This window comes from Streptomyces sp. NBC_01244 (genome assembly GCF_035987325.1).
Taxonomy (GTDB): Bacteria; Actinomycetota; Actinomycetes; order Streptomycetales; family Streptomycetaceae; genus Streptomyces.
Genome location: NZ_CP108488.1, coordinates 1,636,485 through 1,652,575 on the forward strand (window position 1 = coordinate 1,636,485; position 16,091 = coordinate 1,652,575).

Consider the following 16,091-nt stretch of genomic DNA (forward strand, 5'->3'; position numbering starts at 1 on the left):
CTGAGCGAGTTCCCATGCCCACCCCGGCCACTCCAGCCCTGCCCTGCCCGTGCGGGCTGCCCGCCGCCTATCCGGAGTGCTGCGGCCGCTTCCACTCCGGCGAGCGGCAGGCGCCCACCGCCGAGCTGCTGATGCGCTCCCGCTTCAGCGCCTTCGCCGTCGGCGACACCGCCTACCTCCTGCGCTCCTGGCACCCGACGACCCGGCCGGGCGTGCTCGACCTGGATCCCGGGCAGCGCTGGGAACGGCTGGAGATCCTGGCCACCGAGCGCGGCGGGATGTTCGAGACGGAGGGCTCAGTGGAGTTCCGGGCGCACTACCGCGAGGGCCGGCACACCGGCTCGCTGCACGAGCACAGTTCCTTCGCCCGGGAGAACGGGGCCTGGGTCTACGTCGGCCCCCTCTCCCCCGTGGACTTCGACTGACCCCTCGCTCCGGTCAGGGCGAAGTCGAGGCTGGTGCGGTACCAGCCGACCTCGTCCGGTGACCCGGCCCGCAGCAGCCGGGCCGCCACCTCGGCGGCCGCCGGGACCTGCGGGTGCCCGTAGGGCGGGGGCGGGGCGAGTGCTCCGAGCAGGATCCGCTCCGCAGCGTCGGGCACGGTCGCGCGCAGGTCGTCTTCGGGGAGCACGGAGGCCAGTACGGCAGCCCGCTCCCAGGGGTCGGCGGTCCGTCTCAGCAACAGCCCGACGTGCCGCTCGCGCCACTTCCCGGGTCGCAGGTCGGCCCTGGCCTCGATCAGCTCCCGGTCCCCCGGCGGCGCGCTCCCGCGGAGCATCCCCGGCTCGCGGGCCGCGAAGTCCCGTAGCTCCGCGGTCAGATAGAGCCACACCACCACTCGGTAGCGGTTGATCCGGTATCCCACCGGCGTGAGGTGCCCACAGCGTGCGAGCCGGGTGAACCGGCTCGGGCCGACCCCCAGGACGGCGGCCGCGGCCTCCGCTCCCGCGACCGTCTCCACGCGCTCGCGCAGCGTGTCGGGGAATCCCTCGGCCGACCGGACCCGGTCGAGCTCGGTCCGGGTGTACCGCGCCGCCCCGGCGGTCCCGGCGGCCCCCTGGAGTCCGGACCGTACGATGCCCAGCTGAACGGCGCGGGCGAACTCGCTGCGGCTCAGCCCCAGTTCCCCCGCGGCCCGCCCGCCGCCCATCAGCCCGGCGGCCTGCGCCATGTGCGTCGTATCCGTCGCGTCCGCCGCGCCCGTCGCCCGCGGCGCTTGCGGTGTCCGTACTGCCTGCAGTACCTGCGGCGCCTGCCCTGTCTGCGGCGCCTGAACCGTCTGTGTCATCACGCTCTCCCCACCAGAGTGATTACTGTGTGTGAAGAACGTAACGCAGAGCAACGACGCCTCGCCGGGCCTGTGGACAACCCGGAACGGGCGAACCGCGCCGCCCGCCGGTATCAGCCGCCGGTGATCCGCCGCTCCGCGACACCCAGGTGTTCCCCCACCCGGTTGACCAGCAGCGTCATCTCGTACGCCACGTGCCCGATATCGGCCTCGGAGGCGCTCAGCACGCACAGGCAGCTGCCCGCACCCGCCGCCATGACGAAGAGGACCCCGTCGTCGTACTCGACCATCGTCTGACGGACCTCACCCGCCCTGAAGTGCCGCCCCGAGCCCTTCGCCAGGCTCTGCAGCCCCGCCGCGACGGCCGCCAGGTGCTCCGCGTCCTCCCGTGCCAGCCCCGCGCTCGCGCCCGTCACCAGGCCGTCGTTGGAGAGCACCACCGCGTGCCGCACCTGCTGCACCCGCCGCGTCAAGTCGTCCAGCAGCCAGTCAAGCTGCTTGTCCAGCGCCATATTCAGTCCCTCCCCGTCGACGCGGCCGGACCGGCCGCGCCCCACCCCGCGTACTCGTGCCGCCAGCCTTCCCCACCAGCGGCTTTCCGGCAAGGAGGATGGACCCATGGTGAAGAAGATGACTGAAGAGGAATGGCGGGAGTTCGTCTCCCGCTCCACCCGCACCGGGAAACTGTCCACCGTCCGCGAGGACGGAAGCCCTCACATCGCTCCCATCTGGTTCGTTCTCGACGGCGATTCCTTCGTGTTCAACACCGGGAAGAACACCGTCAAGGGGCGCAATCTGGCCCGCGACGGCCGCGTCGCGCTCTGCGTGGACGACGACCGGCCGCCCTTCTCCTACGTCGTCCTCCAGGGCCGGGCACAGATCAGCGAGGACCTGGACGCGATGCTCCCCTGGTCGACCAGGATCGGCGCCCGCTACATGGGAGAGGAGCACGGCGAGGCCTTCGGCCGCCGCAACGCCGTCCCCGGCGAACTCCTCGTGCGGGTCACCATCGACAAGGTGATCTCGGCAGCCGGCGTGGCCGACTGACCGCACCGCCGGCACCGCCCGCACTGCCCGCATCCCCGCACCCGCCGCTCCCACCCGCGCCATCCCGCGCCGGTCCTTCGCCGTGGGCCGGTTCACACCGAATCGGCCCGCGGTTCCACCGACTCCAGCAACCGCGCCGTGTGCACCCGTCCCGCGTATTCCACCAGCCGGATCAGCACTTCCTTCCCCGAGTCCTTGTCCCGCGCGTCGCAGAGCACCACCGGCGTCCCCTGATCCAGGTCCAGTGCCCGCGCGACCTCGTTCGAGGCGTACCGCCGGGCGTTCGCGAAGCAGTTGACGGCCACCACGAACGGAATCTTGCGGTGCTCGAAGTAGTCCACCGCCGGGAAACAGTCCTCCAGCCGCCGCGTGTCGGCGAGCACCACCGCGCCCAGCGCGCCCTGAGACAGCTCGTCCCACAGGAACCAGAACCGGTCCTGTCCCGGGGTCCCGAACAGGTAGAGCGACAGCCCCGACCTGATCGTGATCCGCCCGAAGTCCATGGCCACGGTGGTCGTCGTCTTCTGGTCGACTCCGCCCGTGTCGTCGACCAGTTCCCCGGCCTCGCTGAGCAGTTCCTCCGTACGCAGCGGCCGGATCTCGCTGACCGAGCCGACCAGGGTCGTCTTCCCGACGCCGAAGCCTCCCGCCACGAGTATCTTCAGCGCGAGTGCCGCCAGCTCCTCTCCGCCCTCGGCGGCCGGCGCCGGCCCGTTGTCGTTCAGTCCCATCACAGCGCTCGCAATCCCTCGATGACTTCACGCAGAATCCGCTCGTCCGGCAGCTGTGCGGGGGGAACCGGCCTGCTGACCTTGACGTGTCCGGCCTCCAGCAGGTCCCCGAGCAGTACGCGCACCACGCCCACGGGCAGGTCCGCGTCCGCCGCGAGCTCGGCCACCGACTGGGTCTCGTCCCGGCACAGGCCGAGCAGCGCACGGTGCTCGGGTCCCAGCAGCGACTCCGCCGTCTCGTCCGTTCCCGCCGGGTCCACGGCGACCAGCGCGATCAGGTCGAACCGGACCCCGTGCGGTCCCGGCTTCGTGCGTCCGCCCGTCATGGCGTACGGACGCACGAGCGGGCCCGCTTCGGCGTCGTACCACTGGCCGTTCGTGCTCAAGACCGCCGCCCTCAACCGGCGGCCGGCGGCCGCGCCGCGAACCGGGCCGGGGTGTACAGGTGCTCGCCGACCCGCTTGACCAGCCGGGCCATCTCATAGGCGATCAGCCCCATGTCGGCGCCGGCCCCGCTGAGCACCGCCAAGCAGGAGCCGTCCCCCGCGGCCGCCACGAAGAGGAAGCCCTCGTCCATCTCCACCATGGTCTGGCGCACGCCCCCGGCGTGGAAGTGCCGGCCCGCACCCTTGGCCAGGCTGTGGAAGCCGGAGGCCACGGCCGCCAGGTGCTCGGCGTCCTCCCGGCTGAGCGCGCTGGAAGCGCCCACCGCCAGGCCGTCGTTGGACAGGACCACGACGTGCCGGACCTCGGGCACCCGGACCACGAGGTCGTCCAGGAGCCAGTCGAGTTCGCCCGACCTGCGGACGCCGTCGAGGTCGATCCTCTGATGTTCGATCATCATCGTGCTCCTTCGCCTTCGCCAGTACTGCCTGTCCCGCCCGTGCCACCCGCACGGCCCGTGCCACCCGCACTGCCCGGACCGCCCGCCCTGCCGGAACCGCCCGCACCGTCCGCACCCTCCGCGCCGGCTTCGCTGCTCGCCTGTGTGCCCCGCACCCAGCCCGCCCGGTACGCCGCCATCCGCTCGCGGGCCTGCTCGGGGCTGCGGCCGCGCGGTTCCTCCGCCCCCCTGACACCGGCCGGGGCCTTGGGGACGGGGGCTTCGCGCAGCTGTGGGACGAGGCTTGCCTGGCGGACCCGGCGCGGCAGTTCGGTGACCGAGGCGGCCGGGCCCGAGGGGGCCGATGGACCCGAGGGGGCCGCCGTGACCGCCGTGACCGCCGTGACCGCCGGGGCGGGCGTACGGGGAACCGCGCCCGCGGAGCCGCGCGGCCGCAGCGGGGCCACCGGGGAGGGCCGGGGCTCCTCCCGTACGGGGCTCCGGTCCGGGACCGGGACCCCGCGCGCGTCGTCCCGTACGACGCTGATGGCCTGGGACGGCTCCCTGAACCGCTCCCGCACCGGTTCGGTGACCGGCTCCGGAGCCGGGGCGGCGGGCGCCTGCTCCTCGGGCTGCGGGGCTCCGGCCGTGAGGGCGCCCTGGAGCAGGGAGTTCGGGAGCAGCACCACCGCGGTGGTGCCGCCGTACGGTGACATGCGCAGGTGCACCTTCACACCGTGGCGGGCCGAGAGGCGGCTGACCACGAAGAGCCCGAGCCGGTCGCTGTCGAAGAGGTCGAGCGCCTCGGACTGCTCGATGCGCCGGTTGGCCTCCTGGAGGGATTCGCGGCCCATGCCGAGCCCCCGGTCCTCGACCTCGAGGACGTAGCCGGCGCCGACGGGTTCTCCGCTGACCCGGACCTTGGTGTGGGGCGGGGAGAACTGGGTGGCGTTCTCGATGAGTTCCGCGAGCAGGTGGGTGAGGTCGGCGACGGCTCCGCCGACGACGGCGGCCTCGGCGAGCTGGCGGACCTCGACGCGCGGGTAGTCCTCGATCTCCGAGACGGCGGCCCGTACGACGTTCGTCAGCGGGATCGGCATCCGCCAGGCGCGCCCGGGGGCGGCGCCCGAGAGGATGATCAGGCTTTCCGCGTGCCGCCGCATCCGGGTGGTGAGGTGGTCGAGGCGGAACAGGTCGCCGAGCTCGTTCGGGTCGTCGGCGCGCCGCTCCATCGAGTCGAGCAGGGTGAGCTGCTTGTGGACCAGGACCTGGCTGCGCCGGGCGAGGTTGACGAAGACCCCGCTCACACCGCTGGCCAGTTCGGCGCGTTCGACGGCGGCGCTGAGCGCGGCCCGGTGGACCGTGGCCAGGGCTTCGCCGACCTGGGCGATCTCGTCGTCGGCGGCCGGTCCCCGCGGGGTTTCGGCGGACACGTCGATGTCCTGGCCGGCCCGCAACCGGTCCATGGCCTGCGGGAGTTTGCGGTGCGCGATCTCCAGCGCCGTGTTGCGCAGCGAGACCAGTTCGACGACGAGGGCCCGGCCGATGCGGACCGAGATGACGAGCGAGGCGGCCACGGCGGCCAGGCCCAAGACGACGGCGGCTCCGGCGGGACTCAGCGCGCCCGCTCCGAACGGGTCGGTGCGGTCCGCGGACGCCGCGTGGGCGGCGTCCGCGATCTCCCGCATCGAGCCGGCGACCGAGGTGTGGGCCGCCTCCCAGCCGGAGGGCGGGCCGGCCGCCCCGGCACCGGCCGCGGCGGCCAGCGCCCGGTCCTCGGCTCCGGTGAGGTCGGCGTAGGCGGCGCTCTTGGCCACGGACTGCCAGGCGTCCTGCTGGGCGGCGGGCAGGTCCCGGGCGGCGGAGGCCGTCAGGGCCCGCCGGGTCTCGACCGCGCCGGTCAGCCGGCGAAGCGTTTCGGCGGTGCGCGGCCCCGGCGCCGTCAGCAGGGCGTCCTCCCGGGACAGCTGCTCCCCGGCCCGCGCGAACTCCAGCAGGACCCGGGCGTCGACGCCCAGTTCGGCGTCCTGGCCGCCTCCGGAGAGGGCGCCTGCGACTTCCAGCGCCGCGTCGATCACCCGGGTGTACGTCTCGTAGGCCGCCTCCGGGGTCGCCCGGTGCTCGGCGACGTCCTTGCGCGCCGGACCGAGCCCTTCGGCGGCGGCGATGAAGGCGCGCAGTCGGATGACGATGTCGGTGCGGTAGTCGCCGGAGTCGGCCACGGTGTTGCGGTCGCCGAGCCGCAGTGTCCGTACGGCTCCGTCGGTACGGCGTGCCTGTTCGTCCAAGGCGGCGGCCCGGCCGGGAGCCTGGGCGGCGGCCGCCTGGCCGCCGGTGGGGTCGGCCAGCAGCCGTACGGCCGTGCGCCGTTCGGCCTGCAACGCGGTGACGGTGGTGTCGAGCGGTGCCCGCAGTTCCCGGTCGACGTGCTGGGCGCGGCCGAGGCGGGCGACGTCCTGGGCCGCGTCGACGGTCGCGAAGGCCCAGAGGGCGAGCAGGGAGACCACCGGCACCATCAGCAGCGAGACGATCTTCGCTCGGACGGTGGCGGGGCGCAGCCGCAGGCGCGGACCGCGGCCGCCGGCCCCGGCCGCGCCGGGTATCGCCGCGAGCGCGCCGGAGCCCTCGTGCTCCGCCGGCTCCCGGGCGGGCGGTCCGGCGTGTGCCCGGCGGCCCGGCCCCTTGCCGCGGCCACCCGCCGGCGCGGGCGCGGGCGGCCGCGACGCCGCTGCTTCCGGTGTTCTGCGGGGTCTGCGCATGGGCTCCTCGTTCCGGGCGGTGCGTACGTACGTGACGGTCGCGGGGCGGTGGCGTGGTGTCGGTGGGGGCGCCGGCGGCGGCGCCTCAGCCCGCGGGGGCGGTGGCGGCCCGCTCTCCCAGGCGCAGGTCGGCGGAGGCCATCGCGGAGGCCTCCCGCTCGTCGGCGGTCGGCGAGAGGGCGACGAACGCGGAGGTGATGAACAGGTAGGAGCCGAGGCCGACGGCGAGCGGGAAGATGAACTGCATGGCGGTGGCGCCCGGCAGGGCCGCGTCCGAGGGGGTGACCTCGACGGCGACCGCGAGCATGCCGGTGTAGTGCATGCTGCTGACGGCGGCGCCCATGACGAGCGAGGCGACGGCGACGGCCACCGGGGACTTGATGTTGAGGGCGGCCCACAGGGCGGCGGTGGCCGCGACGACCGCGATGGCGACGGAGAGCCCGACCGTGAGCGGCTCGTAGGAGACCGAGCCGTGCAGGCGCAGGGCCGCCATGCCGAGGTAGTGCATGCTGGCGACGCCGAGGCCGGTGGTGAGGCCGCCGAGGACGAGGGCCCGGCCGCGGTCCTTCCCGTAGCCGACGGCGAAGACTCCGGCGCCGACGACGAGCATCGCGACGAGGAGGCTGAGGATGGTCAGCGGCACGTTGTAGCGGATCTCGGACCCGGTGACGTGGAAACCGAGCATGGCGACGAAGTGCATCGTCCAGATCCCGGTGCCGATGGCCGAGGCCGCGGTGAGGAGCCAGTTGCGGCGGGAGGCTCGGGTCGTCGCGGCGAGCGCGCGGACGGTGCAGCGCAGGCCGAGGGCGGCGCCGAGTGAAGCCATCACGTATGACAGCGCGGGGGTAAGCCAGCCATAGGCGGCGTGGTCCAGGTGTCCCATGGCCACGGAAGCTAGTCCGGGTGAGGGAGCGAACACGGGCAGCATTTCGAAAGCCACTGGAACTGCTGGAATATGACAGAGATACGTTCATCTTCGATCACACCGCGTACCACCTTGCACACGTTCCGCAGGCATGTGCCGGAGCCCCGGTGGGGGATCATGGGCACATGAGCGAAGACCGCACACAGGACCACACCCGGGACCGGTCGCAGGACCCGGCCCGGGACCGGCCCCGGGACCAGACGCGGGACCGCGGCCACGTCCAGGAGTTCTTCGGGGCGCGCGCGGCCGGCTGGGACCGCAAGTTCCCCGGGGACGAGCCCGCCTTCGCCACCGCCGTGGGCGAGTTCGGACTGCGTCCCGGGGACCGGGTGCTCGACGCGGGCTGCGGCACCGGGCGGGCACTGACCGCGCTCCGCGCGGCCGTCGGCCCGTCGGGAACGGTGCTCGGCGCCGATGTCACTCCGCAGATGCTGATCGCCGCGCACGCGGCCGGCCGGGACGCCGAGGGCACCCTGCTCCTGGCGGACGTGGCCCTGCTGCCGCTGCGCGACGGGGTGCTGGACGCCGTGTTCGCCGCCGGTCTCATCGCCCATCTGCCCGACCCGGGGGCCAACTTGCGCGAGCTCGCCCGCGTGGTCCGCCCGGGCGGCCGGCTCGCGCTGTTCCACCCGATCGGCAGGGCGGCCCTCGCCGCGCGCCACGGCCGCGAGCTGACCCCGGACGACATGCGCGCCGAGCACAACCTCGGCCCGCTCCTGGCCGGTTCGGGCTGGCGGCTGACCTCGTACGCGGACGAGGACACCCGCTTCCTCGCACTGGCGGTCCGCACCCCCTGACCGACGAATGCTCTACGTCGGCCACGTGCCCGGTGCCGGACCGGTGCGGCACGGCCCGCCGCGGCCCGCGGCCGGCCGGCACAGGACGGTCGGCCCGCCGACGGCGGCGGGGTGCGCGGTCCGTGCCGACGCGCGCCGCGGTCGCCCTGGGCGCGCCGACGCCTGCGGCGGGCTTCCGTGGCGGGTGTCCGGGCCTCCGTGCAGGTGGCGGGCTTGGAAATCGACTCCCGCCAGCTCTCGACGCGGTGGTTACTCGCTGGTTAGGGTGCGCCGACGAGAGAACGACCGGGAGGCCACGTGTCCGAAGAGGAGGACGGCGGGTCGCTGTACGTGCTGACCGCCGTGCTGCTGACCCCCGCGCAGTTCCCGAGCATCCTGGGTGACGACTACCCCGAGGCCTGCTCGCTGCTGGGCGTGCCGCCGGCGGCCGCCGGGTACGGCCTGGTGCTGGGACAGGACGAGGAGGGCGCGCGCTGGACGGTCGTGGTCGACGACGTCTCGCTCGTGGCCATGGCCATCGCCTCGTGGGACTGCGGGATGGAATACGACCTGTCCCCCGACGAACGGTCCATCGTGGTATCCCTGGCGGGCTGGCCGCTGGACCTCGCGGTGGCCACGGCGGGAATCCCCGATCCGCACGACCCCGAGCAGGGCGCCGACGGCACCGGGCGGGTCCCGCTGGCCCCGCCGTCGGCCGAGGCCTGGGGTCCGGTGCAGCGGCGGATGGGCGCCGACCAGATAGCCCGGGAGTGGGCCGCCTGGAGCGAGCGCGTGGCCACGGACGGCGGGGCCGCCGCTGCCGCGCACCCGGGGCTGGCCCGGGCCCTGGAGGAGGCCCTGGGGTACACCCAGAGCCCGCCGCCGCCCGGCAGGGTGCGGTCGTCCTTCGCGGGCGACGAGGCGCGGACGCTGCGCGTCGACGGGCCGGGGTGGTCGCTGGTGGCCCGCACCGGCGGGGCCGCCTTCGTCCTGCTGGACGAGGAGCCGAGCGAGGTGCTGGCCGTACCGCACGAGGCGCACGGGAAGCTTCCGGAGCTGTCGGAGCTGCTCACGGCACTGGACCGGGTCGCCGTGCGGCCGGCCTGAGCGGGGACGGGGTGGGACGGGGTGGGACCGGGTGGCATGAGTGCGCGGGCGAGGCACGCGTGGTGTCCGAGGCGGGTGTGAGGGGGAGGATGCGCTGATGGATCCGGTGGAAGTGGTCCCGGTGGGTGTGGTGGTGGGCGGCCGCTCGGCGGTCGTCGACGACGACTGGGGGCGGGAGACGGCGGTGATCCGCCTGGACCCGGAGCGGTTCGGTCCGCAAGCCCTGTACGGAATGGAGGACTTCTCGCACGTCGAGGTGGTCTTCCACTTCGACCGGGTGCCGGAGGCCAAGATCGAGACGGGGGCGCGGCGCCCCCGGGGGAATCCGGACTGGCCGCTCGTCGGCATCTTCGCCCAGCGCGGCAAGAACCGCCCCAACCGGCTGGGCCTCTCGCGCTGTCGCGTCGTGAAGGTGGACGTCCTGGCGGCGGACGGCCCGGAGTTGCACGTGGAGGGGCTGGACGCGGTGGGTGGGACTCCCGTGCTCGACCTCAAGCCGTACATGACGGAATTCGGCCCGCGCGGCGAGCACCGCCAGCCGGAGTGGGCGACGGAGCTGATGCACGACTACTACTGAGTCGCGCGGGGGCGGACGGGTGGGGTGGGGTGGGGTGGGGCCGGGCCGGGTGGGGCGGGGCGGGGCGTCGCCGAGTGTAGGCTCCGGGATTCCGTGAGCGCCCGGGCGACGGGCCGCACCGGGGAGCTCGGGGAACAGGGCCGGGCGTTGGGCGAGCCGACAGGAGTGCGGCATGACTGCGGTGACCCGTTTGGTCACTTACACCGATCTGGACGTCGGCACCACGAGCGCTCAGCAGTTGTCGGTGTCGGCACGGCTGGAGGCCGTACTCGCGGACGGGCGCAGTGTGGTGTTGCTCGACGATCGCGGCTGGAGCACCTCGGGCCCGGCGGGCATCCCCGCGCTGACCTCCACCGAGGACATCGAGGAGACGGCCCGGACGGTGGTCGGGCCGGACGAGCCCTTCGACGGCATGACGCAGGAGCAGATGGCGGCCGGGCACTGGGGCCACCTGGCCGGGGTCCTCGGGCGGCACGGGGTGGACGTGCCCGCACACGAGCTGGAGCTACTGCCCCATGACGTGGTGCTCAGCGAACGCCTTCGCGCGTGGATCAGCTGAGGGACCGGCTGAGAGAACGGGCACCGGTCGGTCAGCGCCCATCGGTCAGCGCCGGGTCGGTCGGCGCCGGGTCTGTCGGCGCCAGCCGGTCAGCGCACTGATCGGCACCCGGTGTTCGAGCCGGGGCTCCCCCGCGCCTGCAGTGCGGGGCGCGGGGGATGTGGCTCAGACGCGGTCGAGGGGGACGTGCGGGGTCGGGGGCAGAGTGACCTCGATGGTGTCGCCGGGGTGGATGGTGCCGCCCCGGTGGACCACGCCCATGATTCCGGCCTTGCGGAGCAGGTTGCCCTCCTCGTCCCGGCTCACCACCCGCTTGAGCAGACCGTGCTGGAAGGTGTCGATCTGCAGGCACGGGTTGCGCAGCCCGGTCACCTCCACCACCGCATCCGCACCGAGACGCAGCAACGTGCCGGTCGGCAGGGCGAGCAGGTCTATGCCTTCGGTGGTGACGTTCTCCCCGAGCTGGCCCGGCTCGACCTCGTGGCCGGCCTCGGCCACCTCCTCGAAGAGCTCCCGGTGAATCAGGTGCACCTGCCGGAGGTTCGGCTGCGTGGGGTCCTGGGCCACACGGGAACGGTGCTTGACCGTGACCCCCGCGTGGACGTCCCCCTCGACGCCGAGCCCTTCGAGGAGCGTGATGCTCGCGCGCGTGGGCTTGGTGAACGAGTAGACCCCGTTGCTGCTGACCGCCGCGACCTGCGCCGTGCTCATATGGTTGACCCCCCTGCCGCCGTCAGCGGCCGATCTGCTTCCTGGATATGCCCCGCAGCCTACGGCGCTGGGAGGAGTCCAACAGCAGGTAGGCGGCCGCAGGAACTCCGATCAGGACCAGCAGTCCGGCCCAGAACCCGACCGCCCAGAACAGCACGATGGCTGCCACCACACCGGCAACCGCGATCTTTCCGCTCGTGGACATCTGCGGCACCCTCTTTCTCCGTCGGCCACTACCCCACACAACGCGCGTTCGCGCCCGGCCGTTCCCGCTCGCGCGAACGGCCGGGGAAGTGACCCGGGTCACGGTGTCGCCACGGGCCGGGGCGGCCGCGGGTGGGTTACTCTCGGCCACCCTGTACTCGGTAGTCAAGTTTGAGGAATGCGTGCTCCCGACGATTTCCGGCCTCATCCCCTGCTCCGCCGCCTTCCTCCCCGCCGAACCGGCCCGCGAAGGCCGGATCGCCTTCTGGCGTACGGACCCGGCGCAGGACCTGCACCTGGACGGCCGGGGCGCCTCCGAGCAGCTCACCATCGTCACGCCCGATCTGCGGCGCACCACGGTGACGGCCCTCGTCCTGCCCCTCGCCGAAGCCCTGCCCCTGCTCACCCGGGTCCGGGCCGTCGCCTCGGCCGGCGCCGCGCCCTTCTGGGGCGCCGCCGCCCTGCTGGCCCTGCGCTTCGCCGCCCGCGGGCTGCTGCTGCCCGGCCTGAGCCCCGCCGGGTACGACGCCTGGCGGCTCGGGCCGCTGGACGCCGCCGACCTGGAGGAGGTCCGGGAGCTGGCGGCGGCCATGCCGCCCGAAGCGCACTGCGTACCGGCCGGCCCCCGCGGGGACGGCGACCCCGGCGCCCCGCCCCGGCTGCCCGCCCCGGAGCCGCTGCTGCGCGCCTTCCTCGACGCCGTCGCCGACACCCTGCCCCGCTCCCCCGCCGCACCCGCCGCCGCCGGCGGCCCCGCCTTCGCCGCGCGCCCGGCCCGGCTCCACCCCGAGCTGCGCGACTGGGCCGCGGAGGTGGCGGCCGGGCACGACGCCGGGGTGCGGGTCTCGCTCCGCATCGAGGTGGACCCGGACGCCGAACCCCCCGCCTTCCGCGCCGTCCTGCAGATGCACGGCCTCGCGGACGCCACCCTCGTCGCGGACGCCGCCGACGTCTGGGCCGGCTCCGGGCCCGCCGCGGCCGCCTTCCCGCCCCGCGCCCGTCTGGACGCGCTGCGCGCCCTGCGCCGTGCCGCCCGCTTGTGGCCGCCCCTCGCGCCGTTGCTCGGCGCGGCCGTCCCCGACGCGGTGGACCTCGCCGACGAGGAGGTCGCGGAGCTGCTCGGGGAGGCCTCCGGCGCCCTGGCGGCCGACGGAGTGCAGGTGCACTGGCCGCGCGGGCTCGCCCGTACGACGCTCACCGCGCGGGCCGTCGTGGGCCGGGCCTCATCCGGCTCCGACCTGCCCGGCCTGCTCTCCGCCACCGCGGCACACCCCGTCGGCTGGCTTTACGCACTGGGCGGCCAGGGCGATCTGACCGCCGACGAGCTGGACCGGCTCGCCGAGGCGAAGCGGCCCCTGGTCCGGCTGCGCGACCAGTGGGTCCTGATCGATCCGGCCGCGGCCCGGCGGGCCCGGGCCCTCGCCCGCCAGGACCGCGAGGTGACGGCCGCCGACGCGCTGGCCGCCGTACTGACCGGCTCGGCGGAGCTCGACGGCACGCGGTACGACGTAGAGGCCACCGGCGCGCTGGAACGGCTCCGCACGCTCCTCACCACCGACCCCGAGGGTGCGGACCCGGAGCCGGCAGATCCCGGGCACCCTGGCCCCGGGCACCCGGATCCCGGGCACGCCGCCCCGGAGCGCGCCGCCCCGGAGCACGCCGCCGCGCCGGCCGACGCGCGGGCCGACGTGCAGGTCCCGGCCGCCCTCCGCGCCACCCTGCGCGACTACCAGCTCCGCGGCCTGCGCTGGCTCGCCCGCCTGACCGGGCTCGGCTTCGGAGCCTGCCTCGCCGACGACATGGGTCTGGGCAAGACCGTCACACTGATCGCGCTCCACCTGCACCGCCAGGAGCACGGGCACGAAGGGCCGACCCTGGTGGTCTGCCCGGCCTCGCTGCTGGGCAACTGGCAGCGGGAGATCGAGAAGTTCGCCCCCGGAACGCCGGTGCGCCGCTTCCACGGCTCGGGCCGCGGCCTGGAAGGGGCGGCCGGCGGGTTCGTCCTCACCACCTACGGCACGATGCGCCTGGACGCGCCCCGGCTCGCCGCCGTGCGCTGGGGCATGGTCGTGGCGGACGAGGCCCAGCACGTCAAGAACCCGCGTTCCTCGACCGCCAAGGCCCTGCGCACCATCCCCTCGGCCGCCCGCGTGGCCCTCACCGGCACCCCGGTCGAGAACAACCTGTCCGAGCTCTGGGCCATCCTCGACTGGACCACTCCCGGCCTCCTCGGCCGCCTCGGCACCTTCCGCACGCGCTACGCCGAGCCGGTCGAAAGCGGCCGCGACCCGCGGGCGGCGGCCCGACTGGGGGCGCTCGTCAGGCCGTTCCTGCTCCGCCGCAAGAAGTCCGACCCCGGAATCGCACCCGAACTGCCGCCCAAGACCGAGACCGACCACGCCGTGTCCCTGACCCGCGAACAGGCCGGGCTGTACGAGGCGGTCGTGCGCGAGACCCTCGCCGCGATCGCCGGGGCGGACGGAATGGAGCGCCGCGGGCTCGTCGTGAAGCTGTTGACCTCGCTGAAGCAGATCTGCAACCACCCCGCGCAGTACACGAAGGAGCAGCCCGGCTCGAAGGAAGCCGCCGGGGCGGCCTCCGGCAAGCTGGAGCTCCTCGACGAGCTGCTCGACACGATCCTGGCCGAGGGCGGCTCGGTGCTGGTCTTCACGCAGTACGTGACGATGGCCCGGCTCCTCGAGCGCCACCTGACGGCGCGCGGCATCGCGTCCCAACTCCTGCACGGGGGCACGCCCGTTCCGCGCCGGGAAGAGCTCGTGGACCGGTTCCAGGCGGGAGAGGCGCCCGTGTTCCTGCTCTCCCTCAAGGCGGCCGGCACCGGCCTCAACCTCACCCGGGCCGGGCACGTCATCCACTACGACCGCTGGTGGAACCCGGCCGTCGAGGAACAGGCCACCGACCGCGCCTACCGGATCGGCCAGACCCAGCCCGTCCAGGTGCACCGCATCATCGCGGAGGGCACCGTCGAGGACCGGATCGCCGAACTCCTGCAACGCAAAAGGGCCCTGGCCGATGCCGTGCTCGCGGGCGGCGAGGCCGCACTGACCGAATTGAGCGACGCGGAGCTGGCCGAACTCGTCGCGCTCCGCCCGACCGCCTCCGGGGAGTGACACGGATGAACGCCAAGGACCCGTACGCGAAGGACCCGTACGCGAAGGACCCGTACGCCAAGGACCCGTACGAGAAGACCTTCCCGCCGTTCCCGCCCGCCCCCGGCCGCGGCTTCGCCCGCACCTGGTGGGGCCATGCCTGGCTGCGCGCCCTGGAGGACAGTGCGCTGGACGGGCAGCAGGTCAAGCAGGGCCGCCGGTACGCGCGTTCGGGCGCGGTCGGGGCCGTGTCCGTGCGGCCGGGCGGGCTGACGGCCGTGGTGCGCGACCCGGACGGGACGGCGCACCGGACCGACGTGCTGGTGCAGGAGTTCACGGAAGCGCAGTGGGACCGGCTGCTCGGGCTGGCGGCCGCCGAGTCGGGTCACATCGCGGCGCTGCTCGACCGGGAGGTGCCGCCGGAGCTCGTGGAGGACGCGGCGGCGGCCGGGGTGGAGCTGCTGCCGGGGATCGGCGACCTCGACCCGCGCTGCGACTGCGACGAGTGGGACCACTGCCCGCACACGGCGGCGCTCTGCTACCAGGTGGCGCGGCTGCTGGACCAGGACCCCTTCGTGCTGCTGCTGCTGCGCGGGCGTGCGGAGGCCGGTCTGGTGGCCGAGCTGGAGGAGCGCAGCACGGCGGAAGCGGAGGCTCCGCAATCCGCCGCCGACGCGGTCGTCCCCGCGTCCGAGGTCTACGCGTCGGAGGTTTACGCGGCGGCTGCCGACCTGCCCCCGCTGCCCCCGCCCGCGCGGCTGCCGGACGCGCCGGGCCAGCCTCCGACCCTGGACACGGAGACGGCGACGGAGCCGCCGGGCCTGGACGTGGACGGGGTGGAGTTCCTGGCGCAGGCGGCCGCGACGCAGGCGTACCGGCTGCTGGCGGAAGCGCTCGCCGCGGGCCACGCGGAGCGCGCCCCGCAGCCCGGGCCCACGATGGCGCAGGACGCCGTACGGCTCACGGCGCAGGCTCATGACCTTCGGGTCCGCTCCCGCCTGTCGGCGGCTTCCGACAGGGACCGGGCGGCCATGGACCGGGCCGTACTCGCCTGGGGCTTCGGCGGGGCGCAGGCCGTCGCGGTACTGGAGGAGGACTGGGCCCCCGACCGGGCGTCGCTCGCCCGGGCCCGGGCCGCGCTGGCGGCGGCCTGGCCCGACGGGGCGGACGCCGGCACCGAGAGCGACACCGGCACCCCGGCCCCGGTGCTGCGCCGGATCCGCGCCCGCTGGACGGAGCCGGGCGGCGACCGCCAGCTCCGCCTGGGCCGCGAGGGCCGCTGGTGGCCGTACCGCCGGGCGGCGGACCACTGGCTCCCGGCGGGCCCCTCGTCCACGGACCCGGCGGCGGCGCTGGCCGCGCTGGACCCGGAGGAGCCGGAGGATGCGGCGGGCTAGCGCTGTGGCCGGAAAGGTTTGCCGGGTCGCGGCGTTCGGTGCGGTGCATCGCAAGGCGGAGGACCGCGCCTCGTCCT

Annotated in this window: 17 protein-coding genes; 8 read left to right on the forward strand and 9 right to left on the reverse strand. The window is 74.6% G+C overall.

Annotated features, from left to right (window positions below; all coding sequences use genetic code 11):
• The first annotated feature begins 14 nt into the window (after positions 1 to 14).
• Entirely contained in the window at positions 15 to 425 is a 411-nt protein-coding gene (locus tag OG247_RS07000; RefSeq protein ID WP_327251408.1) for a YchJ family protein, read from the forward strand.
• Here OG247_RS07000 and OG247_RS07005 read toward each other — a convergent pair.
• A complete protein-coding gene (locus OG247_RS07005; protein WP_327251409.1) occupies positions 389 to 1,288 on the reverse strand; it encodes a DUF6397 family protein in 900 nt (299 codons plus the stop codon). The genes OG247_RS07000 and OG247_RS07005 overlap by 37 nt on opposite strands.
• A 113-nt stretch (positions 1,289 to 1,401) precedes the next feature.
• Positions 1,402 to 1,800, reverse strand: coding sequence for a roadblock/LC7 domain-containing protein (locus OG247_RS07010; RefSeq protein WP_243340556.1), 399 nt, complete (start codon positions 1,798 to 1,800; stop codon positions 1,402 to 1,404).
• Between the two features lie 106 nt (positions 1,801 to 1,906).
• On the opposite strand from OG247_RS07010, the gene OG247_RS07015 reads away from it, so the two are divergent.
• A complete protein-coding gene (locus OG247_RS07015) occupies positions 1,907 to 2,335 on the forward strand; it encodes a PPOX class F420-dependent oxidoreductase (protein WP_327251410.1) in 429 nt (142 codons plus the stop codon).
• A gap of 92 nt (positions 2,336 to 2,427) precedes the next feature.
• Here OG247_RS07015 and OG247_RS07020 read toward each other — a convergent pair whose 3' ends face one another.
• From OG247_RS07020 to OG247_RS07040, 5 genes are all read right to left on the reverse strand, one after another.
• The gene (locus OG247_RS07020) at positions 2,428 to 3,066 is read right to left on the reverse strand and encodes a GTP-binding protein (RefSeq protein ID WP_327251411.1); all 639 of its coding nucleotides are present in this window, start codon (positions 3,064 to 3,066) and stop codon (positions 2,428 to 2,430) included.
• Positions 3,066 to 3,452 (reverse strand): DUF742 domain-containing protein, encoded by a 387-nt coding sequence (locus tag OG247_RS07025; protein ID WP_327251412.1) that lies wholly within the window; start codon positions 3,450 to 3,452, stop codon positions 3,066 to 3,068. The genes OG247_RS07020 and OG247_RS07025 overlap by 1 nt, the downstream gene beginning before the upstream one ends.
• 11 nt (positions 3,453 to 3,463) lie before the next feature.
• On the reverse strand, positions 3,464 to 3,907 hold the full coding sequence (locus OG247_RS07030) for a roadblock/LC7 domain-containing protein (protein ID WP_327251413.1): 444 nt from the start codon (positions 3,905 to 3,907) through the stop codon (positions 3,464 to 3,466).
• Complete coding sequence (locus OG247_RS07035) at positions 3,907 to 6,648, reverse strand: sensor histidine kinase (protein WP_327251414.1); 2,742 nt, start codon at positions 6,646 to 6,648, stop codon at positions 3,907 to 3,909. Before OG247_RS07035 ends, OG247_RS07030 begins: the two co-directional genes overlap by 1 nt.
• Before the next feature lie 85 nt (positions 6,649 to 6,733).
• Complete coding sequence (locus OG247_RS07040) at positions 6,734 to 7,531, reverse strand: MHYT domain-containing protein (protein ID WP_327251415.1); 798 nt, start codon at positions 7,529 to 7,531, stop codon at positions 6,734 to 6,736.
• Positions 7,532 to 7,698: 167 nt separating this feature from the next.
• Here OG247_RS07040 and OG247_RS07045 point away from each other — a divergent pair, with 167 nt between their 5' ends.
• The 4 genes from OG247_RS07045 (at position 7,699) to OG247_RS07060 (ending at position 10,592) form a co-directional block, all read left to right on the forward strand.
• Positions 7,699 to 8,370, forward strand: a complete 672-nt coding sequence (locus tag OG247_RS07045; RefSeq protein ID WP_327251416.1) for a class I SAM-dependent methyltransferase — start codon at positions 7,699 to 7,701, stop codon at positions 8,368 to 8,370.
• A 297-nt stretch (positions 8,371 to 8,667) separates the two neighbouring features.
• Positions 8,668 to 9,456 carry a hypothetical protein gene (locus OG247_RS07050; RefSeq protein WP_327251417.1) on the forward strand — a complete coding sequence of 263 codons (789 nt, stop codon included), beginning with the start codon at positions 8,668 to 8,670 and terminating at the stop codon, positions 9,454 to 9,456.
• 97 nt (positions 9,457 to 9,553) lie between these two features.
• The gene (locus OG247_RS07055) at positions 9,554 to 10,033 is read left to right on the forward strand and encodes an SAM-dependent methyltransferase (protein ID WP_327251418.1); all 480 of its coding nucleotides are present in this window, start codon (positions 9,554 to 9,556) and stop codon (positions 10,031 to 10,033) included.
• Positions 10,034 to 10,205: 172 nt separating this feature from the next.
• Positions 10,206 to 10,592, forward strand: coding sequence for a hypothetical protein (locus OG247_RS07060; RefSeq protein WP_327251419.1), 387 nt, complete (start codon positions 10,206 to 10,208; stop codon positions 10,590 to 10,592).
• Positions 10,593 to 10,757: 165 nt separating this feature from the next.
• Here OG247_RS07060 and OG247_RS07065 read toward each other — a convergent pair whose 3' ends face one another.
• On the reverse strand, positions 10,758 to 11,303 hold the full coding sequence (locus tag OG247_RS07065) for an MOSC domain-containing protein (protein ID WP_327251420.1): 546 nt from the start codon (positions 11,301 to 11,303) through the stop codon (positions 10,758 to 10,760).
• 22 nt (positions 11,304 to 11,325) lie between these two features.
• Entirely contained in the window at positions 11,326 to 11,508 is a 183-nt protein-coding gene (locus OG247_RS07070; RefSeq protein ID WP_327251421.1) for a hypothetical protein, read from the reverse strand.
• A 181-nt stretch (positions 11,509 to 11,689) separates the two neighbouring features.
• Here OG247_RS07070 and OG247_RS07075 point away from each other — a divergent pair, with 181 nt between their 5' ends.
• A complete protein-coding gene (locus OG247_RS07075; RefSeq protein WP_327251422.1) occupies positions 11,690 to 14,638 on the forward strand; it encodes a DEAD/DEAH box helicase in 2,949 nt (982 codons plus the stop codon).
• A gap of 5 nt (positions 14,639 to 14,643) precedes the next feature.
• Positions 14,644 to 16,014: an SWF or SNF family helicase gene (locus OG247_RS07080; RefSeq protein ID WP_327251423.1), complete on the forward strand. Its 1,371-nt coding sequence runs from the start codon at positions 14,644 to 14,646 to the stop codon at positions 16,012 to 16,014.
• The last annotated feature ends 77 nt before the right edge of the window (positions 16,015 to 16,091 follow it).

Excerpts from the sequence above, each read along its gene's own strand:
- OG247_RS07015 (WP_327251410.1), top strand. The coding sequence starts at position 1,907 with ATGGTGAAGAAGATGACTGAAGAGGAATGGCGGGAGTTCGTCTCCCGC.
- OG247_RS07000 (WP_327251408.1), top strand. The coding sequence starts at position 15 with ATGCCCACCCCGGCCACTCCAGCCCTGCCCTGCCCGTGCGGGCTGCCC.
- OG247_RS07005 (WP_327251409.1), bottom strand. The coding sequence starts at position 1,288 with ATGACACAGACGGTTCAGGCGCCGCAGACAGGGCAGGCGCCGCAGGTA.
- OG247_RS07045 (WP_327251416.1), top strand. The coding sequence starts at position 7,699 with ATGAGCGAAGACCGCACACAGGACCACACCCGGGACCGGTCGCAGGAC.
- OG247_RS07030 (WP_327251413.1), bottom strand. The coding sequence starts at position 3,907 with ATGATCGAACATCAGAGGATCGACCTCGACGGCGTCCGCAGGTCGGGC.
- OG247_RS07070 (WP_327251421.1), bottom strand. The coding sequence starts at position 11,508 with ATGTCCACGAGCGGAAAGATCGCGGTTGCCGGTGTGGTGGCAGCCATC.
- OG247_RS07060 (WP_327251419.1), top strand. The coding sequence starts at position 10,206 with ATGACTGCGGTGACCCGTTTGGTCACTTACACCGATCTGGACGTCGGC.
- OG247_RS07065 (WP_327251420.1), bottom strand. The coding sequence starts at position 11,303 with ATGAGCACGGCGCAGGTCGCGGCGGTCAGCAGCAACGGGGTCTACTCG.
- OG247_RS07010 (WP_243340556.1), bottom strand. The coding sequence starts at position 1,800 with ATGGCGCTGGACAAGCAGCTTGACTGGCTGCTGGACGACTTGACGCGG.
- OG247_RS07055 (WP_327251418.1), top strand. The coding sequence starts at position 9,554 with ATGGATCCGGTGGAAGTGGTCCCGGTGGGTGTGGTGGTGGGCGGCCGC.
- OG247_RS07040 (WP_327251415.1), bottom strand. The coding sequence starts at position 7,531 with ATGGGACACCTGGACCACGCCGCCTATGGCTGGCTTACCCCCGCGCTG.
- OG247_RS07035 (WP_327251414.1), bottom strand. The coding sequence starts at position 6,648 with ATGCGCAGACCCCGCAGAACACCGGAAGCAGCGGCGTCGCGGCCGCCC.
- OG247_RS07020 (WP_327251411.1), bottom strand. The coding sequence starts at position 3,066 with ATGGGACTGAACGACAACGGGCCGGCGCCGGCCGCCGAGGGCGGAGAG.
- OG247_RS07080 (WP_327251423.1), top strand. The coding sequence starts at position 14,644 with ATGAACGCCAAGGACCCGTACGCGAAGGACCCGTACGCGAAGGACCCG.